Below are 23,491 nucleotides of genomic sequence, written 5' to 3'. Positions count from 1 at the left end.
GAATCTAAACACGCGCGTAACTCCACTGAACAAATCGGTTAAGGCCTAGAAGGAGGTACCGACACTGAAACGGAACCATTCCGTATTGTCGTAGTCCTCTTTCATGAGCGGATAGGCAACGTCGACGGCGATCGGTCCGAATGGCGACACCCAGGTCACCCCCAGGCCCGCCGAGACGCGCAGGCTGGCATCATCGTCAACATCGACATCAACATCGTTGTCGAAATCCGTCCCGGTCAGGACGCCGAAATCGGTAAAGGCACGGCCGCGGAGATTGAACTCCTCAGGCAGGCCGAGCGGGAAACTCGCCTGCAGAGTGCCGTCGAAAATGTACTGGCCGCCGAGCGAGTCGTTGGTGTCGGCATCCCGCGGGCCAACGCCGGAACTCTCGAAGCCACGTAGATTCTGACCACCCAGGGAGAAGGCATCCGTGACCCGCAGATGGTCGCCAAACAGCGGCTGAATTTGACCCGCCTCCGCCGAAAGTCCGATCGAGATATCGTCGTTGAAGGGATAGAAGTAGCCACCGCGCACCACGGTCTGCAGTGCCGTTACATCACCGCCGGCACCGATGAAGTCTGTCGACAGGCTCACGAAATAGCCATCGCGCGGATCGGCCACGCTGTCGCGCCGGTCATAGATGATATCAGAGCTGATGGTCGACCGGATCGTATAGCCCTTCTCGTCCTGGATCGCTTCCGAGAGATCGTTGTCGACGTCAGAGATCTTGTCGACGCTGAGGCGATAGCCAAGGGTCTGGCGCATATACTCGGTCAGTTCGTAGCCCATGCGCAGGCCAAAGCCGGACTGCGTCAGATCGTAATCGTCGCCGCGCACATCGTTGTAGCGGCGATGGAACAGATCAACGCCGGCCGCGAGATCCTTGTCGAGGAAGTAGGGGTCGGTGAAGCTGACATCAATCTGCGATCGCTTGCCCGAGAGGGTAAAGTTGGCGCGCAGATCCTGCCCCTTGCCGAGCAGGTTGCGCTCGCGGATGCCGATGTTGCCCAAGGGACCGTCGGCGGTCGAGAATCCGGCACCGAAGGTCAATTCGCCGGTCGACTGTTCCGCGACCTTCACCTTGATGACGGTCTTGTCGGGCGCGCTGCCCGGCGTGGTCTGGATGTCCACCGCCTCGAAGAAACCGAGATTGCGCAGGCGCTGTTCGGTTCGCTTCATTTTGGCGGTCGAGAAGGCATCGCCCTCCGCAAGTCGGAATTCGCGGCGGATCACCTTGTCCTGGGTCCGGATGTTGCCGGTGATCTCGATGCGCTCGACATAGACCTTGGGCCCTTCCTGGATGTCGTAGGTCAGAGTCAGGATATGTTTTTCGGCATCGCGCTGGATGCGCGGGCGGACATCGACGAAGGCGTAGCCAAGGCTGCCGACGCGGTCGGCAATGGCCTGGACCGATTTGTCGACCAGTGTCGCGTTGTACCAATCGCCTTCTGACGTCAGCACGACATCCCACAGGGATTCTGCCTCGAGATCCTTCAGCGTGGATTTGACGTCGCCCTTGCCGCGCGTATAGCGCTCGCCCTCTTCCACCGTGAAGGTGATGTAGAAGGCTTCCTGGTCCGGCGACAGCTCCGCCACGGCCGAGATGACGCGGAAGTCGGCATAGCCCTCTTCCAGATAGAATTTGCGCAGGTTTTCCTTGTCGACCGTCAGGCGGTCGGGGTCATAGGTGTCGCTCGTGCTAAGGATGCGGAACCACGCGCTTTCGCGGGTGATGACCACGTCGCGCAGATCGTCATCATCGAACACCTTGTTGCCGACAAAATCGATGCGCTCGATGTCGGTCGTGTCGCCTTCCTTGATTTCAAAGACAAGGTCGACGCGGTTCTGATCGAGCTTGATGACCTTGGGGTCGACGGTCGCGGCGAAGCGGCCGTTGCGGCGGTAGAGGTCGAGCAGGCGCTTCACATCCGCCTGCACGCGCGCCTGGGTATAGACGACGCGAGGGCGCAACTGGATTTCGGTCTGCAACTGCTCGTCATCGAGGCGGTCGTTACCTTCGAAGGCGATGCGGTTGATGATCGGGTTCTCCGTCACCTGGACGATCAGCGAACTGCCTTCGCGGCGGAAATTGACGTCGGCGAACAGGCCCGTCGCAAACAGCGCCTTGAGGGCCCGGTCGATCGATTTGGCGTCGAAGGGATCACCCGGGTTGATCGCCATATAGCTGCGGACGGTGTCCGGCTCGATTCGCTGGCTGCCCTCGATCCGGATTTCCTGAATCGCGTCGCCGGAACTGATCGACTGGGCAAGCACCGGATGTGTCGCCAATCCGATCGCCGGTACCAGCAAAAGCGCCAGCATCATGGCCTGAACAAGGCGCCGGCTTGGCAGAAAAGGCCGGGCGATCGCCATCGGGGCGCAAAGCAGCTTACGCAAAAGAGCCATTTTACGCATCATCCGATCAGGTGAAGAGCCCATGGAAAAAATCGACTACTTTCAGATAAACCAAGTCGTTCCATGTGGCAAATAACATGAGGCTAAGTACCATGGCGAGGCCGATTTTCAGGCCCCACTCCTGGGCACCTTCGCTGAGCGGACGCCCGCGCACGGCTTCGACCGCGTAGAAGGCCAGATGGCCGCCATCCAGCATCGGCACGGGAAAGAGGTTGATCAGGCCGAGATTGATCGACAGCGTGACGGCGAGCAGGACCAGGGATACAAAACCGAACTCGGCAACCGCGCCAGATACGGTCGCAATCCGCAGAACGCCGCCGATTTCGCTGGCTGGTCGGGCACCGGATATCATCTGCCAGATACCTGTCAGCATGTTGCCGGTCATGTCGTAGGTATCGGCGACCGCATCTGACAGGGCCTCGAGGGGACCGAGGGTAATCACCGGCCCCGGCCGCTTGGAAATGATGCCAAGGCGCGCCGTGCGCATTTCCTTACCCAGAATATCCTTGTCGGTAACAATCTGCGGCGTCGCGGTCAGAGTGAGCTGGGTTCCATTGCGCTCGATGACCAGCACCAGCGGCTGGTCGAGATTCATCACGATGATCTGCGCCACATCCTCGAACGTGGTGATTGACTGGCCGTTGGCTTCGATTACCCGGTCTCCCGGGAGAATGCCGGCCTCGGCTGCGCCCGACCCGGCCATGACTTCGTCGATAACCGGCGCACGGTAGGTCTTGCCATAGCTGATATAGAGGATGCCCAGGACCAGGATGGCAAAGATGAAGTTCGCAGCCGGGCCCGCAGCGACGATGGCGGCACGGCGCCCGACACTCTTGTGCATGAAAGACACAGCGCGATCCGATGCCGGCATCTCGACCGGCTTCTCACCACCTTCAAGCTCATTGGGCGCCTGGCCGAACATGCGGACGTAACCGCCCAGGGGCAGCAGGCTGAACTTCCAGCGCGTGCCATGGCGGTCGGTAAAGCCGAACAACTCGCGGCCAAAGCCGATCGAGAATACCTCGACCCGGACACCGCACAGGCGGGCGACCAGGAAATGCCCCAGCTCGTGGACGAACACCAATGGCGTCAGCAGAACCAGGAACCAAAAGCCATTGCGCGAGATTTCCGCGACGATATCCATACCCGTTCCGCTTCCTTTTCCTGGACCGTGTTCCGCCGGCCGCTCGCTTAGTGAGTGCTGTTCTTGCGCCGGGCTGCGACCTGGGATGTTGCGACGATGCGCGCTTCCCCATCGGTTTCCAGCACGTCATCTATGCTGGCAAGCGAACCGGCTGGCATTTGTTCCAGGACCGCTTCGACCACGGCGGCGATGTCGGTGAAACGGATACCACCGTCGAGGAAGGCCGCCACCGCAATTTCATTGGCCGCGTTGAGGATGGTCGGCGCCCGGCCACCCGCCTTGAGGGCCGCCCGAGCCAGGCGCAACGCCGGAAACCTCACGGGATCAGGGGCTTCGAAAGTAAACTGAGCAACCTTGGCGAAATCCAGACGCGCCGAGGGCGCCTCGATCCGGTTAGGCCAGCCCAGCGCGAAGGCGATCGGTGTGCGCATATCCGGTGTACCCAGCTGCGCCAGCACAGACCCGTCGCGATAGGCGACCATGGAATGGATGACAGATTGCGGATGCACCAGGATCTCGATCTGATCCTCAGGCAGGCCGAACAGGTGGTAGGCCTCGATCAACTCCAGGCCCTTGTTCATCATGCTGGCGGAATCGACCGAGATCTTGGCACCCATCGACCAGTTGGGATGGGCCACGGCCTGGGCCGGCGCCATCTCGGCCATCTCCGCCACTGTCCTGGTCCGGAACGGACCACCCGACGCGGTGAGGATGATTTTTTCGATCGCCTCGACCCGGTCAAAATCGAACACCTGGAAGATGGCGGAATGCTCGGAATCGACTGGCAGCATGGTGGCCTTGTGCTTGGCCACCTCCTTCATCATCAGGGACCCGGCGCAGACCAGGGTCTCCTTGTTGGCAAGACCAATGAGGGCACCGCGGCGGACGGCGGCGAGGGTCGGCTCCAGTCCCGCAGCCCCGACGATGGAGGCCATGACCCATTCGGCCGGGCGTTGCGCCGCCTCGATGACGGCCGCGCGACCGGCCGCGACCTCGATCCCCGTGCCGGCAAGGCCGGCTTTCAGGGCCTCGTAATTGTCGGGATTGCCGCTGACGACAAGGCGTGGCTTCAGGCGTTTGGCCTGTTCGATGAGCAGATTGACATTGTTGTGGGCGGTCAGCGCCTCGACCCGGTAGGCGCCGGGGTTGCGCTCGATCATGTCGATCGTGTTGCAGCCGACCGAGCCGGTGCAACCCAGGACCGTGACACTGCGGGGCTCATTTGCGGGAGCGCGCAGCTCCGTGACCGTTCCGCTCATAACCATGAGAGCACACTACCTTCGCCAAAATAGTCCAACGCTGCCACGGCAACCGATACCGCGAGCAGTCCATCCACCCGGTCAAGCACGCCCCCATGCCCCGGGATTATATGGCTGCTGTCCTTCATGCCAAAGCGCCGTTTGAAGGCGGATTCGAGAAGATCGCCGACCTGCTCTATCACAGCCAGTCCCGCACTCAAAATCATTAATTTCCAGATGCTTGGCAGGTTCAGGAAAAGCCCGAAAACCAACCCGACCAGGGCTGCCGAGACCATGCCGCCAAGCAACCCCGCCCAGGTCTTGTTGGGCGAGATGCGGGGCGCGAGCTTGGGGCCGCCGATCGAGCGGCCGGCGGCATAGGCGCCGGTATCCGTGGCGATCACCAAAGCGAGGATCCAGGTCAACAGCAAGATACCCTGCCCCGTCACCGGATCGTCGCGGACCCAGAGGACGGCCAGCGAGGGAGCCAGGATGTAGATGGCGCCGATCCCAAACCAGATAGCTCGGCTGCGGTTTTCATACAGAGCGAAGATCGTGGCGCCGACGACCGCCGCGATCAGGAGTTTCAGAATATTCCAAAGAGAGTAATCGAACTCGGCCGGCCAGTTTTCAATCAATGGCCCCCGAACCATCACGAGAACATTAACAACCACAAAAATCAGACCAATCGATCCAAGTGTCCAGTTGCCTACCGGCAATCTCGCCGCCGGGCTGGGATCGGCGGGGTTCCGCCGCCGCCCGGCGATGCGCGCCCATTCCCAGGCCATGATGCCCGCGAACAGGATCACGAACAGGTCGAACCAGGGATGACCGATGTAGCCAACTGCGAGGACAATCGGGATCAGCACCAGGGCCGAGATGATCCGGACGGTGAGGTTGCTCGGCTTTTTGGCCGGCCTATCATTGGACGGTGGGCTACTCGGCGGCGCCATAGCGCCGGCTCCGGCCGAGGTACTCCGCAATGGCGGATTTGAGATCGTCCTGGCCGAAATCCGGCCAATGCTTGTCGATGAAAACGAACTCCGCATAGGAACATTGCCAGAGCAGGAAATTGCTGATGCGCTTCTCGCCGCTGGTGCGGATGAGGAGGTCCGGGTCGGGCATGCCGGCCGTGAGCAGGAAGCCGCCGAAGCGGTCTTCGTCGACGTCTGCCGCGGTGAGTTCGCCGCGCTGCAGCGCCTCCGCCATGCGTTTAGCGGCGAGCAGGATCTCGGCACGCGCGCCGTAGCTCAAGGCGATGGTGAGCGTGAGGCGCTGGTTGGCAGCGGTGCGGGCTTCGGCCGCTTCGATCAGCTTCACCACATCGGCGCCCAGGCGCGAACGCTCGCCGATGATCTGGACGCGCACACCGTTCTGATGCAGTTCCTCGATCTCGCGGCGGAGATAGAGCTTCAACAGCCCCATCAGATCGTCGATTTCGGCGGCCGGCCGCTTCCAGTTCTCGGACGAGAAGCCGAACAAGGTGAGGTATTCGACACCGCAGGCGACGGCGCCCTTCACAGCCTGGCGCACTGCCTCGGCACCGCTGTTGTGCCCAACCGTCCGCGGCAGGCCGCGCGCGCGCGCCCAGCGGCCATTGCCGTCCATGATGATGGCGATGTGACGCGGCGGGCGCCCTGCCCCATTGGCAGCGCGCAAGGCGTTGTCACCGCCCGCCAGGGGCTCGGCTATGAGGCGTGGCTGGCTCACATCAAACCTGCAGGATTTCCTTTTCCTTGATCGCCAAGGCTTCGTCGACTTTTTTCACATGCTCGTCGGTGAGCTTCTGCATCAGATCGGCGAGCTTCTTGTGCTCGTCTTCGGAGATCTTGTGGTCCTTTTCCTGCTTTTTCAGGAAGTCCATGCCGTCGCGGCGCACATTGCGCATCGAGACGCGGGCGTGTTCGGCGTACTTATGGGCGACCTTGGTCAGTTCCTGGCGGCGCTCCTGCGACAGTTCCGGCAGTGGCACGCGGACCGTGCTGCCATCGCTGGCCGGGTTGAGGCCAAGGCCGGAATCGCGGATCGCCTTCTCGACGGCGCCCACCATGCTCTTGTCCCATACCTGGACCGAAATCATGCGCGGCTCGGGGACGCTCACGGTGCCCACCTGATTGAGCGGCATGTTGTTGCCATAGGCGCTGACCTGGACCGGATCCAACAGGCTGGCGGAGGCTCGGCCCGTGCGCAGCCCGCCGAACTCCTTGCGCAGCGCTTCCAGTGCGCCATCCATACGGCGTTTGAAATCTTCCAAGCGCGGATCACTCATGGGAAACCCTCTTTTCGCGTTTAGCCTTAAAGCTTCTCAAGCCTGTTGCCGATCACCGTGAAGCGGCCGCGATCCTGCAGCACCTCGGCGAACATGCCCGGCGAATGGATCGAGAAAACAATGATCGGGATACCGTTGTCACGCGCCAGCGCAATGGCCGTCGCATCCATCACCTTGAGGTCGCGCGACAGCACGTCCTGGTGGCTGAGTTGGCTGTAGCGCTCCGCATCCTTGTGCACCTTCGGATCGGCGCTGTAGACACCATCGACCTTGGTGCCCTTGAGGAGGGCCTGGCAGCCCATTTCCGAGGCGCGCAAGGCAGCCGCCGTGTCGGTGGTGAAATAGGGGTTTCCGGTACCAGCGGCAAAGATCACGATGCGGCGCTTTTCCAGATGGCGCACGGCACGGCGGCGGATATAGGGCTCGCACACTGATTGCATCGGAATGGCGGAGAGGACGCGCGTATCGACGCCCAATTGCTCAAGCGCGTTCTGCATGGCCAGGGCATTCATGATGGTAGCCAGCATGCCCATGTAATCGGCCGATGCGCGCTGCATGCCTTCGGAGGCGCCGGCAATACCGCGGAAGATGTTGCCGCCGCCGATGACCAGGCAGCATTCGACACCGAGCGCATGGACCGCCTGGACTTCCTTGGCGACGCGGTTGACGGTCGCCGGCTCCAGGCCGTAATCGCGCTGGCCCATCAGGGCCTCGCCTGAGATTTTGAGGAGGACGCGCTTATAGAGCAGTCCGGCAGGCGCCGGGGTCGGCGCATGTGCGGCGGCGGGAAGGTCGATGCTTGCGCCCGTCGACGATGCACCTGCACTGGACATTCGCAATTCTCCCCGCTTGATATTTTATGATCTTCGCCCGGCTTTCTGTCGAAAGTTGGGCGGGAGGCGGGCAATGCAAAGTCCTCAGGAGGACAGCATCACCCGCCGAACTATACCCCGATTCGGGGGAGCAGGAAGCACCCCCGAATCCGGCTTTCAGGCGCGGAGCTGGGCCGCAACCTCGGACGCGAAGTCCTTTTCTTCCTTCTCGATGCCCTCGCCCAGCGCCATGCGGGCAAAAGCGACGAGTTTCACCGGCGCGCCGATCTCCTTGGCGGCCTTTTCCACCACCTGCTTCACGCGGCTTTCGCCGTCGATGACGTAAAGCTGCTCGAGAAGGACGACGTCTTCGTAATATTTGCGCAGACGCCCTTCGACCATCTTGCCGATGATCTCCTCGGCCTTGCCCGAGGCGCGGGCCTGTTCGGCCAGAACCGAGCGCTCACGCTCCAGCATGGCCGGATCGACCTGGTCGATGCTCAACGATTGCGGGTTGGCGGCGGCCACATGCATGGCGATCTGCTTGCCCAGCGCCTGGAGCTTCGCGGCATCGCCGGTCGATTCCAGCGCGACCAGCACGCCGATCTTGCCCATGCCGGGAGCAGCCGCATTGTGGACATAAGAGGCCACGACACCATTCGGCACCGACAGGCGAACCGCACGGCGGAGGTTCATGTTCTCGCCAATGGTGGCAACCAGATTGGTCAGCTTCTCGGTGACGGTGACACCGCCATCAGGATACTTCGCCGACTTCAGGGCCTCGACATCGCCATTGGCCAGAGCCAGACGCGTGACGGCCGAGACGAAGCCCTGGAACTGCTCGTTACGGGCGACGAAATCGGTCTCGGAGTTCACCTCGACCAGCGCGCCGGCAGTGCCGTCGGCAACCGCGCCGACCAGACCTTCGGCGGCCACGCGGCCGGCCTTCTTGGCGGCGGCGGCGAGGCCCTTCTTGCGCAGCCAGTCGATCGACGCTTCCACGTCGCCATTGTTCTCGGCCAGCGCCTTCTTGCAATCCATCATGCCGGCGCCTGAGGCTTCGCGCAGCTCCTTTACGAGCGCAGCAGTAATCTCGGCCATGGTCTCTTCCTTCCGTCTAAATTCGGTATCTTCAGGTGATGCATGAATGTGGCACTGGGGTCCGGGGCTTTCAAGCGCGCCCCGAACCCCATTCAACGCCACAAGCTCTTAGGCCGACGCGTTGCTCTCGGCGCCTTCGGCAACCGGCAGCTGCTCGGCCGGCAGTTCCTCGGATTCGCCGATATCGGCACCCGAAGAGATCGCTTCCTGCTGCAGACCGTCGAGCACGGCGCCCGAGAACAGGTCGCAATAGAGCGTGATCGCGCGGATCGCATCGTCATTGCCCGGAACCGGGAAATTGATGCCTTCCGGCGAGGAGTTGGAATCAAGGACAGCGACGATCGGAATGCCAAGCTTGTTGGCTTCCTTCACCGCAAGCGATTCCTTGTTGGTGTCGATGATGACGAGGATGTCGGGCTGGCCGCCCATGTCCTTGATGCCGCCCAGCGCGCGCTCAAGCTTGTCGCGGTCGCGGGTCATCATGAGGAGCTCTTTCTTGGTCAGACCGACCGTGTTGGTCGAGAGCTTCTCTTCGATTTCGCGCAAGCGCTTGATCGACTGCGAGATGGTCTTCCAGTTGGAGAGCATGCCACCCAGCCAACGATGGTTGACGTAATACTGGCCGCAACGCTTGGCTGCTTCCGCGACCTTATCGGCGGCGGCGCGCTTGGTGCCGACGAACAGCACACGACCACCTGCCGCGGCGACATCGCGCACGGTCTTGATCGCCTGCTCAAGCATCGGGGCAGTGAATTCGAGGTTGATGATATGCACACCATTGCGAACGCCGAACAGATAGGGAGCCATCTGCGGATTCCAACGACGTGTGTGGTGACCAAAGTGAACGCCAGCTTCCAAGAGCTGGCGCATGCTGAAACTGGCAGCGCCATGTTATCAAGTCCTTTTCCGGTTGAGCCTCTGCGGGTTTTGCGGCCCCCGAAAGGGCCACCGGAGCGAAGTCTGATGGGATTTCTCCCCACCAGCGCGCAACCCGCATGCGGTTTTTAGTGGGCGTGTGATAGAGGGTTCCGGCGAAAATGGCAAGGTTTCCGCGAAAGCCGCTGCTATCTCCGTCCAATCTATTGATCTGCCTTGTTTAATTCAATCCGCCGATGTGGGATCGCTTGGCCGGTATGCTGGCCGGCTGCCCGCCGGTCCGAAGGGGACCATTCACCCATTGGTCGGGGGGATCGGTTTCCCAAGCCGATCCTCGGGGGAGCCGGTCATCCATCCGGTCCTGGAGGACCGGCTAACCCGCTCGGTCCAGGGGGGATCGCTCTTCCATCCGATCCAGGAGGCCGGTTGACCACCGGCCGAGGCGCTCTGGCCGGGACCGTGAGATCCCGCCACTGCATGGGTCCGGCTTGTCCCGCCGTGGGTGACCAAACGATCCCGCATCGGCGGGGATGTGTGCACCCTTTCTTGGTATCATATTCCTATACCGGCTGTCAAGAACAAATTAGGAACAACGTCGGGCCGTCATGCCCCGCTTCAGGCTGGGCATGACAGTTTAGGCAAGGGCGGCGGGATCAGTCGTCAAAGCCAACATAAGCGACCAAACCCTCGATCGTTCTAGGAAGGCGGCCGGATTCATCGTGAATGCCCAGGATGCTCTTTCCTTGAGTTGCCCGCACCCGGCGCGCTTCCAGAACGGATTCTGCCAACGCACTGAGCCAGCTCAAGACGATGGCACCGCCGTCCGCATGCGGCTCGGTCGCCGTGACAATCACGCTTCCATTTGAATCAACGCCAAGCACTAAGTGGTGGCCGGTGGCGCTGAAGGCGAAGCCTTCGCTGTTTTCAACCCACCAGTGCTCGAGATAGCGGCACGCTTCGCCGGCGCTCCGAAACACGCTGACGGCGCCTGCGCTGCTCACGTCACGGCTCTCGTTCACGAGTACGACGTCCTCAAGCCACGCTAGGTCAGGCATGCCGGCGCCTCACGTATCCATCACTTCCGCCACACCGTGCATGGCGCGGATGGCGCCGCGGACGGCGGGGGTGACGGAGAATTGGTCGCGGAGCACGATGTCGACCTCACGCTTTTGTTCAGGTAGGTCGATGACGAATTCGATACGGCCCTTGCCCCGGCCCGCCTTGCCGAGGATCTGCTTGATCGATTCTACCGGGCCTGCGTCCTTGAGGAAGATCTTGAGGCCCGCGGCAGTGGCGGCGGCTGCCTGATCGAGGCTCGAAACTTCGTTGACCATGAGGCGCAGGCTGTCTTCCTCCTGGCGGCAATCGACCGACAGCAACAAGGCCCTGCCCGGCTCCAGCATCTCGCGCGCGGCGGTGAGGCGTTCCGAGAAAATGGTTGCCTCATACATGCCGCTGGCATCGGTCAACTGGATGAAGGCAAAACGGTTGCCCTTCGCTGAGGTGCGCTCCTGCTTGCCGACGACGAGACCGGCGACGCGGGCGCGGCTGGCGCCCTTGGCTTTCAACCATTGCGGCAGGTCGGCAAAGGAGACGACATTGAGCCGCTTCAGGCTGGCGCCATAGGAATCCAAGGGATGCGCGGAGAGGTAAAACCCGATCGCCGCGAATTCGTGCTGCAGCCGTTCCATCGGCAGCCAGTCCTGCAGCGGCGGCAGGGTGAGGCGCACCTGGGTCGTCTCGGCGAACATGCTGGACTGATTGCTGCCGCGCGATTCATGGGTCGCCTGCGCCTGGCGCAGCATCTGCTCGACACTGTCATGCACCTGGCGACGATTGGGATTGATGCTGTCGAAGGCACCGGCCAAGACCAGGTTTTCAAGTTGCCGCTTGTTAAGCCCCTTGGGATCGATGCGCTCGCAGAAATCCTCGAGGTTCTTGAACGGCCCGCCCTCTTCGCGCGCCTTCACCATACCCTGCACCGGGCCCATGCCGACATTCTTGACAGCACCCAGGGCATAGCGCACGGCGAGCGAGCCGTCGGCCTGGCTCTCCACCACGAAGGTCGGTTCCGATTTGTTGATGTCGGGCGGCAGCAGCTTGATGCCGATGCGGTCCAGCTCCTGGCGGAAGGAGTTGAGCTTGTCGGTATTGCCCATGTCGTAGCGTCATCGACGCCGCCAGGAACTCGACCGGGTAGTTGGCCTTCAGGTAGCCGGTCTGATAGGCGACCAGCGCATAGGCCGCGGCATGGCTCTTGTTGAAACCGTAGCCGGCGAATTTGTTGACCTGGTCGAAGATCTCGGCGGCCTTGTCGGCGTTGACCCCACGCTCGACGGCACCGTCGACGAACAGTTTGCGCTGGGCTTCCATCTCCTCCTTGATCTTCTTGCCCATGGCGCGGCGCAGCAGATCGGCGCTGCCGAGCGAATAGCCGGACAGGACCTGGGCGATCTGCATCACCTGTTCCTGATAGATGATGATGCCGAAGGTTTCCTTGAGGATGCCTTCCAGCGATGGATGCAGGTAATCCGGCGCCTCACGGCCGTGCTTGCAATTGATGTATTTCGGGATGTTGTCCATCGGGCCCGGGCGATAGAGCGCCACGACCGCGATGATATCCTCGAACCTGTCGGCCTTCAGCTTGCGCAGCACATCGCGCATGCCGGAACTTTCCAGCTGGAACACGCCGGTTGAATCGCCCTTGGCCAGCATCTCAAACGTGTTGGCATCGTCGAGCGGCAGATGGTCGATATCGAGCTCGATGCCACGCTTCCTGAGCAGCATGTCGGCAGTCCGCAGGACGGAAAGCGTCTTCAGGCCGAGGAAGTCGAACTTGACCAGGCCGGCCTTCTCGACATCCTTCATGTTGAACTGGGTCACCGGCATGTCCGAGCGCGGATCGCGGTACATCGGCACCAGTTCATCAAGCGCCCGGTCGCCGATGACGACGCCCGCCGCATGGGTCGAGGCGTGGCGGTAGAGGCCTTCGAGCTTCTGTGCGATCTCCATCAGGCGCTTGACGCTGGGATCCTCGTCCATCGCATTGCGCAACTGCCGCTCGCCCTCGATCGCGTCCTTGAGGGTGATCGGGTTGGCGGGATTGTTGGGGATGAGCTTCGACAGGCGGTCGATCTGGCCATAGGGCATCTGCAGCACGCGCCCCACATCGCGCACGGCTGCGCGGGCCTGCAGCTTACCGAAGGTGATGATCTGCCCGACCTTGTCGCGGCCATAGCGTTCCTGTACATGGCGGATCACCTCTTCGCGGCGATCCTGGCAGAAATCGATATCGAAATCAGGCATCGAGACGCGTTCGGGATTGAGGAAGCGTTCGAACAGCAACCCCCAGCGCAAGGGATCGAGATCCGTGATGGTGAGCGCCCAGGCGACCACGGAACCGGCACCCGACCCACGGCCCGGCCCCACCGGAATCCCTTCGGCCTTGGCCCATTGGATGAACTCGGCAACGATCAGGAAGTAGCCGGGGAAGCCCATCTGGATGATGACATTAAGCTCGAAATCCAGCCGGTCGTAATAGGGCTTGGCTGCGTCGCCCGACACGCCCATCGCCTGGAGGCGTTCGTCGAGGCCTCTCCGCGCCATGTCGCGCAGGACGTCATCCTCGCTCTTGCCGTCAGAGAAAGCCGGCAGGATCGGCTTGCGCGAGGGCGGCATGAAGGCGCAGCGGCGCGCGATGACGAGCGTGTTGTCGATCGCTTCCGGCAGGTCGGCAAACAGCGCCTTCATCTCGGCGCCGGTCTTGAAGCGATGTTCGCGCGTCACCTTGCGCCGGTTGGTCTCAGCCACATAGGTGGCGCCGGCAATGCACAGCAGCGCGTCATGCGCCAGATACATGCCCTCGTCGCTGAAGAAGACATCGTTGGTGGCGACCAGCGGCAGGTTATGAGCATAGGCAAGGTTGATGAGGCTTTCCTCGATGCGAGCCTCTTCCTCAAGGCCATGGCGCATCAGCTCGACATAGAACCGGCCGGGAAAGAGCTCGGCCAGGCGCATCAGCGCAGCTTCCGCGGCGGCATCCTGGCCTTCCAGCAGCAAGCGGCCGACGAGGCCTTTGGTGCCGCCCGAGAGCGCGATCAGCCCCTCGGCATGGGCGGCGAGATCGGCAAAGGCAACCTGCGGCGAGGTGCCCGGCTCGTTTTTCAGATAGGCATCGCTGGAGAGCTTGGTGAGGTTCGCATAGCCCATTTCGTTCTGCACCAAGAGGACGAGCTGGTCGGGCGCCGGGATCTGGGTCTGGTGCGGATCGCGCTCACGGGCAAGCCCCAGCTGGCAGCCGATGATCGGCTGGATGCCGGCATCCTTGGCATAGCTGGAAAACTCCATGGCGCCGAACAGGTTGCCGGTATCGGTGACCGCCACGGCCGGCATGTGATTGCGGCAGCAAAGATCGACCAATTGCTTGTTCTTGATGGCGCCTTCCGACAGGGAATAGGCGGAATGAACGCGCAAATGGACAAAGTCAGCATGCGGCATGGGGGCATCGGCGGAGTCGTGAACGGGTCCGCCCGACTCTAAGGCAGCGGTCCCGCCGGGGCAAGAAAAAGCCCTCCGTGGACAGGACGGAGGGCTCTAGTGAAGCCGAGATAGATCGTTCGGGGGACAATCTCGGCGTGGCCCGGGCAGATGCCCGGGACGGGAACGGAGGAAGAAGGTTGTAAAGGCCCCGGCTACTGCCAGGGTTGCGAAAACAAAGCGGCGAGCCCGATCGGCATCTGTTCGGCAGCCGGCGCGCCGAAACCATAGCTCATCGGCGCGTCCTGCTCCGCCCAGGCGAAACGTCGGGCATGAGGATAGCGATGCTGCCCGATATTGGGCGGCGTGAGGTCGAGGGTCAGCGGCTCATTGCCGCCGGTCGACATCATGCGCAAGCCGCCCTCGGTCCGCAGGGGCGACAAGGCAAAAATCGTGCGAAGGGGTGTGGCGCCGAGCCGGAGCGCTTCGTTGCGCACCTGCCCCACATTGCCGGCGGTCCGTACCGGAACCCATTCGAGGATACCGTTCGCGGCAAAACGCGCGGCCGCGACTTCACCCGACGCGATCAGTGCCTCAAGCCCAAGATGACGATCCAGTTGGCGCGCCGCGATCACGCGGTAGAGGAAAATTGCAGTCCCCACATCGACCGCATAAGCCAAGCCATTGGGCACATCGACCAGCGCCATGCCGATACCCAGGCGCTGGCGCGCCAGCCGCTGCCAGGCAAGATCGGCATCCTGATCGGATGAAACCATGGGTGCTACATGATCGACCGAGGCGGTTGATTCCGGCCCGTCGAACCAGCGGTCGCGACGCAGGGCCACGATTTCAGGCAAGCCTGGCGAAAGGCCGATCGCGGGGCTGACCGATTTGCTGTCGATCCCGATAACGGTCGCATGCACGGTCATGGCGGCGCCTCCCTAAATCCTGCGATGCGCCGGCTCCAACGGCAGAACCTTGACGATCTGCTGTTGGAGCCGTGCACCCTCTCTGCCGAAGATACTGACTGATTCGGGTTGCGGGCAGCTTGCACGGACGTGACAAATCGATGACCGACATGGAAAGCGCCCGGCAGTGTTTCCTGCCGGGCGCTTCCGCTTCAAACAAAGACTGGCCGATCAGCCGCCGATCTCACCGCCATCCTGTTTGGTGATGGCGACAACCGAGGGGCGCGGCAGGCTGTCCGGCCCGAAATCCGGCCAGCGCGTCGTCAGCTTGTCGAGGCTCTCGGAATTTTCGGCCGGATGCTGGACCGAGACGAAGAGCGTCTTGCCGTCCGGTGTGAAGGCCGGACCGCACAATTCGGCACCGGTCGGACAGGCGAAGAAGAAGCGCGGCAAGGCGCGGCCGTCGCCCAGCGTGTCGGCACCATAGAGGCCATCGGCGATGTCAAAATCGTTGGCACCGTCGCTGGCGATCCAGATGCGGCCCTTGGGATCGAAGGCGACATTGTCGGGGCTGCAAACCAGCCGTCGGCGCTGATGCCTTCGTTGTACCTGGCACCCTCTTCCGGCTTCGCGGGATTGCCGGCCAGCAGGAAGACGTCCCATTTGAAGATGTCCGCCGCATGGTCGGCATTCTTGCCCTCGCCCGGAGGGAGCATTTCCAGAATGTGGCCGTAGTGATTCTCGGGCCGCGGATTGGCGGCATCGATTTCCTCCGGCTTGCGCTTCTTGTTCTTGGTCATGACCGCATAGACGCGACCGGTGACGGGATTGGGCTCGATATCCTCAGGCCGGTCCATCTTGGTGGCACCGACCTTATCACCGGCAAGGCGCGCCTTGATCAGCACTTCGGCCTGGTCGGCAAAGCCGTTCTCAGGCGTAAGACCGTTCTGGCCATGGATCAGGGGGATCCAGGTGAGCGTGCCGTCCGCATCGAACTTGGCGACGGAAAGCGTGCCCTCGTCGAGCAGTTTCTTGTTGGCGGTGCGGTCGGCCGGATCGAATTTTCCGCTGCTGACGAAGCGGAAGATATATTCGAAATAATCGTCGTCGCCGGTATAGACCACGACACGGCCATCGGCGTTGACGATGCAGGTCGCGGCCTCGTGGCCCATGCGGCCCAGCGCCGTGCGCTTCACCGGCGTCTCACCCGGTTCGTAGGGATCTATCTCGACCACCCAGTCGAAGCGGTTGGGTTCGTTCGGCACCTTGTCGAGATTGAAGCGTTCTTCGATGCGCGCAAACCCATAATAATCGGAGCCGTCATAGGCATAGCGTTCGAGCAGGTCCGGATCGCCGCCCTTGGCCGGATCGCCGCCGAACGTGTCGGAGAGGCCTTCTTCGCAAGAAAGAACCGTGCCCCAGGGCGTCACGCCGCCGGAGCAATTGTAGCCGGTGCCGAAGACCCTGGTGCCGGTCGGATCGGCCGCCGTCTGCAGCAGCTTGTGGCCGGCAGCGGGACCGGAGATGGCCATCTCAGTCGTGCCGGTGATGCGGCGGTTGAACTTGCTGTCCTTCACCGTCTGCCATTTGCCATCGACTTTCTTGACCTCGACGATCGAGTGACCCCAGGATTCGAAGGCCGCCTTGATCTGATCAGGATTCATCTTCTTCGGCGCATCGTCCTCGGTCATGCCGGGGAACATGACATGCGGGTTCGGATACTCATTGTTGACGCACAGGAGCCCGTGCTCGCTATTGTTCGAACCCAGCGGCAGCGGCATGTAGCCGATGAAATCGCAATTGTAGCCGAACTGCCTGGCCTGATCGGCGGCGTTCTGGTTGGCGGCATCAAGCTCCTTGCCACCCGAGACGATCGCCTCGCCCCACCGCACCAGGATATCGGCATTGTAGCCCTCGGCCACGTGATGGGTCTCGTCATAGACCTTTTTCAGTTCCGGAAAGGTCAGCGTCGAAGAACTGGTCGCGGCCTGCGCGCCGGGCAAGCGGAAGGACATGGCCGAGGCAGCCGCGGCGCCGGCGGCGCCCAGCAGCACGGTGCGGCGCGAGAATCGCGCGGCGACCAAGTCGGCATAAGTGGGTATCGAGTCAGTCTTGGCAGAATCGCGCATCGAAGCCTCCTCTTTTCTGGGTGGGAGGGACAGCATAGCGCGCGGTGATGACGGTCAAAGGCCGGAAATGTGAAGGATCAATGACAGTCTCAAAAAAGCAGAAAAGCCCGGTCGAGGAACTCCCCGACCGAGCTTCCTGATGCAAACGCGACGCCTATCAGGCGCCGATTTCGCCACCGTCATCCTTGGTGATGGCGACGACCGTCGGGCGCGGCGGCATGCCATCCTTGAAGTCGGGCCAGCGGGTCGACGGCGTCGCAAAATTGCTGCCATCCTCGTCACCGGGATGCTGGACCGCGACGAACAGCGTCGTTCCATCCGGCGTGAAGGCCGGTCCGCAGAGTTCCGCACCGCGCGGGCAACCGAGGAAGTGACGGGTGATCGCGCGCCCCTCGCCTTCCGTCTCCGTCACCCACAGGCCGTCATGCACACCATGATCGGGGAAACCGTCGGTCGAGATCCACAAGCGGCCCTTGGCGTCGAAGGCGACGTTGTCGGGATTGGCAAACCAGCCGGCATCCGTGACGGCACCGCCATAGACCGCACCTTGCGCGGCATCGCCCGGGTTGCCGGCCTGGATGAAGGCGCTCCAGGTGAAGCTGGTGGCGGCATGATCCGCCTTGCCGTCGACCATCGGCGGCACCATCTCGACGATGTGGCCCCATTTGTTTTCAGCGCGCGCATTGGCGGCGTCGACCTGGTCAGCCTTGCGCTTGTCGTTCTTGGTGAGGACGACATAGACCTTGCCGGTCTTGTCGCTGGTCTCGATATCTTCCGGCCGGTCCATCTTGGTAGCCTTCAGCAGATCGCCGGCGCGACGTGCTTCGATGAGCACATCGGCCTGGGACTTGAAGCCATTGGCCTCAGTCAACTCACCCTGGCCATGAACCAGCGGCATCCAGGTGACATTTCCCTCGGCATCGAGCTTCGCCACGAACAGGGTGCCCTCGTCGAGCAGCGCCGAATTGGCGCGGCCCTTCGCGGCATCGAAGGTGCCGGTGCTCACGAACTTGTAGATATACTCGAAACGCTCGTCGTCACCCGTATAGACCACGAGACGACCATCGCTGTTGATGACCGTGGTGGCGGCTTCATGCTTGAAGCGGCCGAGCGCCGTGTGCTTCACCGGAATCGACGCCGGGTCATAGGGATCGACTTCGATGATCCAGCCGAAGCGGTTGGGTTCGTTGGGCTCCTTCGAGATATCGAAGCGGTCCTGGAACTTGCCCCAGGCATAGGAAGGTTCGCCCTTGATGCCCATGCGCTTGGCATTGGCGGCCTCGGCGGTGCCGCTCGGATCGCCGCCGAAATACTGGTGCGTATTCTCTTCCGCAGACAGTATGGTGCCCCAAGGGGTCCAGCCGCCGGCGCAATTGTTCATCGTGCCGAACACCTTGGTACCGCTGGCATCGGCCGAGGTCTTGACGCGGTCATGGCCGGCAACCGGGCCAACCAGCTCGAACTCTGTCGCCAGCGTGATACGGCGGTTGAACGTGCTGTCCTTCACCAGCGTCCAGCCGGACGCTTCCTTCTTCACCTCGACAACGCTGAGACCATGCGCCGCCTGTTCATAGGCCGCCATCTCGGCGGTCGCCGCGGCGAGCGCTTCCTTGGCATCGGCAAAGCCCGGGAAGATCATATGCGTGTCTGTGTATCGTGGTTGACCACGAGCAGGCCGTGATCGCTGGCGTTGGAGCCTTCCGGCAGCGGCACAAAGTGCACGAAGTCGCAATTGTAGCCGAACTGCTGCGCCTGCGCGGCCGCATCACGCGTCGTGGCATCGAACGCCGGCGCGCCGGCGATGCTCGGGCCGCCCCAGCGCGGGAACGGGTTGGCCGTGTAGCCGGCGGGGATGTGCAGGTTTTCGTCATAGGCATGGGGAATCTCGGTAAAGCTCAAGCCCATCGCGGCCTGGGCCGGGCGAAGGGCGCCAGAGCCGACACCGATGGCACCGAGGGCGGCACTTGCCAGCAGGCCCTTCAACGCCGTGCGGCGCGAGAAGCGCTGGGCGATCAGGTCGGTCATCGTGGGACCGGCGCTGGGATTGGACGGGTGGTTGTCGTCTTCGTTATTGATGGTCACCGGCATGCGGTAATGACGATCGGTCATCGCGTGAGCCTCCTGTTGTCTGGCGATCCAGGCGCTATAGCGGTGTTTCATGACACTTTCCGGTCACCCGCGTGACGACCACATGACTGGATGTCGCTGGGCCGAAATCGCCTCAGCCAGCAACCAGTTCTCCGTCGCGCAAGGTGACCACCCGGTCCATGCGAGCCGCGATTTCGAGATTGTGCGTGGCAATGAGCGCCGCCACGCCGAAATCGTGGACCAGCGCGCGCAGCATGGCAAAAACGTCGTCCGCCGTATGGTGATCGAGATTGCCGGTCGGTTCATCTGCCAGGATCAGCTTCGGCTCGTTGGCCAGAGCCCGGGCAATGGCAACACGCTGCTGCTCGCCGCCGGACAGCTTGCCTGGACGGTGATCGAGGCGCTTTGCCAAGCCAACACGGGTCAGAAGTTCAACCGCCCGCGGCGTTGCCGTAGCCCGCGACCTGCCGGCGATCATCTGCGGGACGACGACGTTCTCCAGCGCCGAGAACTCCGGCAGGAGATGATGATGCTGATAGACAAAGCCCATCGTGTCGCGGCGCACCGCCGTCCGCGCGTCGTCACCCAACGCCGTCATGGTCTTGCCGGCGATGACGATCTCGCCCGCCACGGCCTTCTCCAGCATGCCGGTGATGTGCAGCAGGGTGGATTTGCCGGAACCGGATGGGCCGATCAGCGCCACCATCTCGCCGCGCCGCAAGGTGAGGTCGGCATTGCGGATGACTTCGAGGACACCTTCCGCTTGCGGAAAGCTCTGGCGGATGCCCTTCAGCTCCAGAACGATATCGCCATTGTTGGCGTGCCCCTTGCTCATGACGTCGTTACTCATAGCGAAGGGCCTCCACCGGATCGAGCCTTGCGGCGCGCCAGGCAGGATAGACCGATGCCAGCAAGGTGAGGACCAGCGACATGGTCGAGATGAGGACCACTTCCATCGGATCGACGATGGCCGGCAGCTTGGAGAGGAAATAGATCGTCTCGCTGAAGAGATTGGTGCCGGTGATGTTTTCGAGGCCACGCCGGATGGTTTCGATATTGGCCGCGAAGGCGACGCCCAGCAGGCAGCCGAACACCGTGCCGACGATGCCGATGCTGGCGCCAGACAGCAGGAAGATGCGTAGGATCATGCCCTGCGTCGCACCCATCGTGCGCATGATGGCGATGTTGCGTGCCTTGTCCTTCACCATCATGATCTGGCCGCTGATGATGTTGAAGGCGGCGACGACAATGATGAGCGTCAGGATCAGGAACATGACGTTGCGTTCGACTTCGACCGCCGTGAAGAAATCACGATTGGCTTCCTGCCAGTCGCCGATATGAAAGCCTGGGCCGATCGCGTCGATGATTTCGCCCTTGGTTTCCGGCAGGTCATTGATGTTCCTGGCCATCACTTCGATATTGGTCGCCCCAGCCCGCACCTTGAAATAGATCTGCGCCATTTCCAGGGTCGAGAAGGCGATGGTGTTGTCATACTGATACATGCCGACATTGAAAATGCCGACCACCGTGAAGGTCTTCATGCGCGGAATGGCGCCGCCGATCGTCACATTGATATCGGGCGAGATCGCCGTGATCTCCGTGCCGATGCCGGCGCGCAACGCGCGGGCCATGGCTTCGCCAATGATGATACCGTCACGGTTGCGCAGGCCATCGAGGGTGCCTGCGACCATGCTGTCGGCAATCAGCGCCTTCAGCTTGATGTCCTCAAGCCGCACACCACGCAGCACGGCACCCACACCACCTTCCGTGCCGGTGAGAAAGACCTGGCCTTCGACGATGGGCGTCGCCGAGGCGACGCTGGGCAGGCTGCGCAGCTTGTCGGTGAGCTTCGCATAATCCGCAATCGACGTGCCGTTGGCGCTGATCGAGAGATGCGCATTGAAGCCTAAGATGCGGTCGAGCAATTCGGCCCGGAAACCGTTCATCACCGACATCACCACGATCAGTGTCGCGACGCCAAGGCCGATGCCCAGCAGCGAGAACAGGGCAATGACGGAGACGAAGCTCTCCTGGCGGCGCGCGCGCAGATAGCGCATCGCCACCAGGCGTTCGAAGGCCGAGAAGATCATGCGCCGAGCTTCTTCAGCGCCGCATCGGCAGACATGGCTTCAACGGCGCCGGTCTTGCGGTTCTTGAATTCGACCTCGCCTTTTGCGGCACCGCGCGGGCCGACGACAACCTGCCAGGGCAGGCCGATGAGGTCCATCTCGGCGAACTTCTCGCCGGCACGGGTATCGCGGTCGTCATAGAGCACTTCGACGCCGGCCTTCTGCAGCTTGGCATAGATGTCGTCGGCAAGGCCGGTCGAGGCGGCATCGCCGGCCTTCAAATTGATGAGGCCGACCTTGAAGGGGGCGACACTCTCGGGCCAGATGATGCCCTTCTCGTCATGGCTGGCTTCGATGATGCCGCCCACCAGGCGCGAGACACCGATGCCATAGGAGCCCATATGGACCGAGATGGTCTGGCCATCCTGGGTCTGCACCTGGGCCTTCAGCGGATCGGAATACTTCGTGCCGAAATAGAAGATGTGGCCGACTTCGATGCCGCGCGCCTCGACCTGGCGGTCCTTCGCGAGCGCCCCGAACTTGGCCGCGTCATGCTTTTCGTCGGTGGCGGCGTAATCGGTCGTCCATTGCTGCACGATCGGTTCGAGATCGGCGTTGTAATCGACGTCCATCGAAAGCACGTCGCGCTCGATGAAACTCCGATCACAGAACACCTGGCTCTCGCCGGTATCGGCGAGGATGATGAACTCGTGGCTGAGATCGCCGCCGATGGGGCCGGTATCGGCCGCCATCGGAATGGCCTGCAGCCCCATCCGCGCAAAGGTGCGCAGGTACGCCACGAACATGCGGTTATAGGCGCGGCGCGCCGCAGCCTCGTCGATGTCGAAGGAATAGGCATCCTTCATCAGGAATTCGCGGCCGCGCATCACGCCGAAACGGGGGCGCACTTCATCGCGGAACTTCCACTGGATGTGATAGAGGTTACGCGGCAGCTCGCGGTAGCTCTTCACCGAATTGCGGAAGATCTCGGTGATCAATTCTTCATTGGTCGGGCCATAGAGCATCTCGCGGTCGTGGCGGTCGGTGATGCGCAGCATCTCCTTGCCGTAATCGTCATAGCGGCCGCTTTCCCGCCAGAGGTCGGCCGACTGGATGGTCGGCATCAGGACTTCCTGGCAGCCGGCGCGATCCTGCTCCTCGCGGACGATCCGTTCGATGTTTTTCAGCACCTTGAAACCCATGGGCAACCAGGAGTATATTCCTGCACTGGCTTGGCGTACCATGCCGGCGCGGAGCATCAGGCGGTGCGAAACGATCTGGGCTTCCGAGGGGTTTTCCCGGAGCGTCGGCATGAAGAACTGGCTGGAACGCATGGAGAGGCCTTGCTGAAAAAAGACGTGTGAGTGGGATATCGGATAGGCGGGGGACTGTAGGCAAAGCCCCCCTTCCTGTCCACAGGGGGCCCGGTATTGGGCAGGCTATTTCGCTGGCAGTTGTTCGCGGCAGAGCTGTTCGAGGGCGGCGATCTCGGGATCGCCGAGGAGTTGTCCCTCGTAAAAGACCTGATCGCCTTTCACCGTCACCACGCCGACTTGTGCCTTGGCGTTCCAAAGCACGGAATTGGTCGGGATGTTGAAGCGGTCCTGGATGAGGATCTCGATGGGAATGATGATGGTTTCCGGCGGTTTGATTTGATAGCCCCCACCGATATCGGCGGGGGCCACGGGGCGGCCATGGACGTCGACACCCGGCTGGTACTCGACGCCCGGCGCCGGCTGGTGCTTGACCAGGCGATCGCAATCCGCGCGCGTCACGGCAATATCGGCGGCTGCTGGAAATGACCCGCCGAAGCAGGTAAGAAGGAACAGCACTGCGTTAACGATCGCGACTCGGGATCTGGTCATGGCGCGGGCGGTGCTGGGACGTTGGTTGGGGACGGATGGCATAGCTGCATCCTAGCAGTTTGGTGGCCGGACGGCGAATAACGCTCTGGTGAGGATAGCTA

The 23,491-nt window shown here is 62.3% G+C and carries 15 protein-coding genes and 3 pseudogenes; all 18 read right to left on the bottom strand.

All coding sequences use genetic code 11. The annotated features are described in order from the left end of the window. Positions 1–45: 45 nt before the first annotated feature. The 18 genes and pseudogenes from bamA to IPK59_00865 all read right to left on the bottom strand — a co-directional run bounded on the left by bamA (position 46) and on the right by IPK59_00865 (position 23,432). The gene (gene bamA / locus IPK59_00950) at positions 46–2,373 is read right to left on the bottom strand and encodes an outer membrane protein assembly factor BamA (protein ID MBK8157425.1); all 2,328 of its coding nucleotides are present in this window, start codon (positions 2,371–2,373) and stop codon (positions 46–48) included. A 49-nt stretch (positions 2,374–2,422) separates the two neighbouring features. Continuing rightward, a complete protein-coding gene (gene rseP / locus IPK59_00945) occupies positions 2,423–3,559 on the bottom strand; it encodes an RIP metalloprotease RseP (protein ID MBK8157424.1) in 1,137 nt (378 codons plus the stop codon). 47 nt (positions 3,560–3,606) lie between these two features. Then, the gene (locus IPK59_00940) at positions 3,607–4,824 is read right to left on the bottom strand and encodes a 1-deoxy-D-xylulose-5-phosphate reductoisomerase (protein MBK8157423.1); all 1,218 of its coding nucleotides are present in this window, start codon (positions 4,822–4,824) and stop codon (positions 3,607–3,609) included. Further along, complete coding sequence (locus tag IPK59_00935; GenBank protein ID MBK8157422.1) at positions 4,815–5,750, bottom strand: phosphatidate cytidylyltransferase; 936 nt, start codon at positions 5,748–5,750, stop codon at positions 4,815–4,817. Before IPK59_00935 ends, IPK59_00940 begins: the two co-directional genes overlap by 10 nt. Continuing rightward, the gene (uppS, locus tag IPK59_00930) at positions 5,734–6,405 is read right to left on the bottom strand and encodes a di-trans,poly-cis-decaprenylcistransferase (GenBank protein ID MBK8157421.1); all 672 of its coding nucleotides are present in this window, start codon (positions 6,403–6,405) and stop codon (positions 5,734–5,736) included. The genes IPK59_00935 and uppS overlap by 17 nt, the downstream gene beginning before the upstream one ends. Positions 6,406–6,508: 103 nt before the next feature. Continuing rightward, on the bottom strand, positions 6,509–7,066 hold the full coding sequence (gene frr / locus IPK59_00925) for a ribosome recycling factor (GenBank protein MBK8157420.1): 558 nt from the start codon (positions 7,064–7,066) through the stop codon (positions 6,509–6,511). 26 nt (positions 7,067–7,092) lie between these two features. Further along, positions 7,093–7,899, bottom strand: a complete 807-nt coding sequence (locus IPK59_00920) for a UMP kinase (GenBank protein ID MBK8157419.1) — start codon at positions 7,897–7,899, stop codon at positions 7,093–7,095. Between the two features lie 156 nt (positions 7,900–8,055). After that, positions 8,056–8,979 (bottom strand): elongation factor Ts, encoded by a 924-nt coding sequence (locus tag IPK59_00915; protein ID MBK8157418.1) that lies wholly within the window; start codon positions 8,977–8,979, stop codon positions 8,056–8,058. Between the two features lie 108 nt (positions 8,980–9,087). Continuing rightward, entirely contained in the window at positions 9,088–9,849 is a 762-nt protein-coding gene (gene rpsB / locus IPK59_00910) for a 30S ribosomal protein S2 (GenBank protein MBK8157417.1), read from the bottom strand. A 659-nt stretch (positions 9,850–10,508) separates the two neighbouring features. After that, positions 10,509–10,874 carry a hypothetical protein gene (locus IPK59_00905; protein MBK8157416.1) on the bottom strand — a complete coding sequence of 122 codons (366 nt, stop codon included), beginning with the start codon at positions 10,872–10,874 and terminating at the stop codon, positions 10,509–10,511. Positions 10,875–10,919: 45 nt separating this feature from the next. After that, a pseudogene (gene dnaE, locus IPK59_00900) lies at positions 10,920–14,352 on the bottom strand (DNA polymerase III subunit alpha). 194 nt (positions 14,353–14,546) lie between these two features. Next, complete coding sequence (locus IPK59_00895) at positions 14,547–15,260, bottom strand: hypothetical protein (GenBank protein ID MBK8157415.1); 714 nt, start codon at positions 15,258–15,260, stop codon at positions 14,547–14,549. A gap of 210 nt (positions 15,261–15,470) precedes the next feature. Then, positions 15,471–17,368 (bottom strand): annotated as a pseudogene (locus IPK59_00890) (PhoX family phosphatase). Positions 17,369–17,525: 157 nt separating this feature from the next. Further along, positions 17,526–19,477, bottom strand: a pseudogene (locus IPK59_00885) (PhoX family phosphatase). Between the two features lie 112 nt (positions 19,478–19,589). After that, entirely contained in the window at positions 19,590–20,291 is a 702-nt protein-coding gene (locus tag IPK59_00880; protein MBK8157414.1) for an ABC transporter ATP-binding protein, read from the bottom strand. Positions 20,292–20,298: 7 nt separating this feature from the next. Next, positions 20,299–21,546 (bottom strand): lipoprotein-releasing ABC transporter permease subunit, encoded by a 1,248-nt coding sequence (locus IPK59_00875; protein MBK8157413.1) that lies wholly within the window; start codon positions 21,544–21,546, stop codon positions 20,299–20,301. After that, the gene (locus IPK59_00870) at positions 21,543–22,859 is read right to left on the bottom strand and encodes a proline--tRNA ligase (GenBank protein ID MBK8157412.1); all 1,317 of its coding nucleotides are present in this window, start codon (positions 22,857–22,859) and stop codon (positions 21,543–21,545) included. Before IPK59_00870 ends, IPK59_00875 begins: the two co-directional genes overlap by 4 nt. A gap of 105 nt (positions 22,860–22,964) precedes the next feature. After that, entirely contained in the window at positions 22,965–23,432 is a 468-nt protein-coding gene (locus tag IPK59_00865) for a hypothetical protein (GenBank protein MBK8157411.1), read from the bottom strand. Positions 23,433–23,491: the final 59 nt, after the last annotated feature.

The sequence above is a fragment of the Rhodospirillaceae bacterium genome (assembly GCA_016712715.1).
GTDB lineage: Bacteria > Pseudomonadota > Alphaproteobacteria > Dongiales > Dongiaceae > Dongia.
This window is presented reverse-complemented; position numbering and strand designations above follow the sequence as displayed.

What these genes read in the sequence shown, in the direction of transcription:
- frr (MBK8157420.1), bottom strand. Translation starts at nt 7,066, where the DNA reads ATGAGTGATCCGCGCTTGGAAGATTTCAAACGCCGTATGGATGGCGCA.
- IPK59_00875 (MBK8157413.1), bottom strand. Translation starts at nt 21,546, where the DNA reads ATGATCTTCTCGGCCTTCGAACGCCTGGTGGCGATGCGCTATCTGCGC.
- IPK59_00920 (MBK8157419.1), bottom strand. Translation starts at nt 7,899, where the DNA reads ATGTCCAGTGCAGGTGCATCGTCGACGGGCGCAAGCATCGACCTTCCC.
- IPK59_00895 (MBK8157415.1), bottom strand. Translation starts at nt 15,260, where the DNA reads ATGACCGTGCATGCGACCGTTATCGGGATCGACAGCAAATCGGTCAGC.
- IPK59_00880 (MBK8157414.1), bottom strand. Translation starts at nt 20,291, where the DNA reads ATGAGCAAGGGGCACGCCAACAATGGCGATATCGTTCTGGAGCTGAAG.
- IPK59_00940 (MBK8157423.1), bottom strand. Translation starts at nt 4,824, where the DNA reads ATGGTTATGAGCGGAACGGTCACGGAGCTGCGCGCTCCCGCAAATGAG.
- bamA (MBK8157425.1), bottom strand. Translation starts at nt 2,373, where the DNA reads ATGGCGATCGCCCGGCCTTTTCTGCCAAGCCGGCGCCTTGTTCAGGCC.
- IPK59_00870 (MBK8157412.1), bottom strand. Translation starts at nt 22,859, where the DNA reads ATGCGTTCCAGCCAGTTCTTCATGCCGACGCTCCGGGAAAACCCCTCG.
- IPK59_00865 (MBK8157411.1), bottom strand. Translation starts at nt 23,432, where the DNA reads ATGCCATCCGTCCCCAACCAACGTCCCAGCACCGCCCGCGCCATGACC.
- IPK59_00935 (MBK8157422.1), bottom strand. Translation starts at nt 5,750, where the DNA reads ATGGCGCCGCCGAGTAGCCCACCGTCCAATGATAGGCCGGCCAAAAAG.
- IPK59_00915 (MBK8157418.1), bottom strand. Translation starts at nt 8,979, where the DNA reads ATGGCCGAGATTACTGCTGCGCTCGTAAAGGAGCTGCGCGAAGCCTCA.
- rseP (MBK8157424.1), bottom strand. Translation starts at nt 3,559, where the DNA reads ATGGATATCGTCGCGGAAATCTCGCGCAATGGCTTTTGGTTCCTGGTT.
- uppS (MBK8157421.1), bottom strand. Translation starts at nt 6,405, where the DNA reads ATGGACGGCAATGGCCGCTGGGCGCGCGCGCGCGGCCTGCCGCGGACG.
- rpsB (MBK8157417.1), bottom strand. Translation starts at nt 9,849, where the DNA reads ATGCGCCAGCTCTTGGAAGCTGGCGTTCACTTTGGTCACCACACACGT.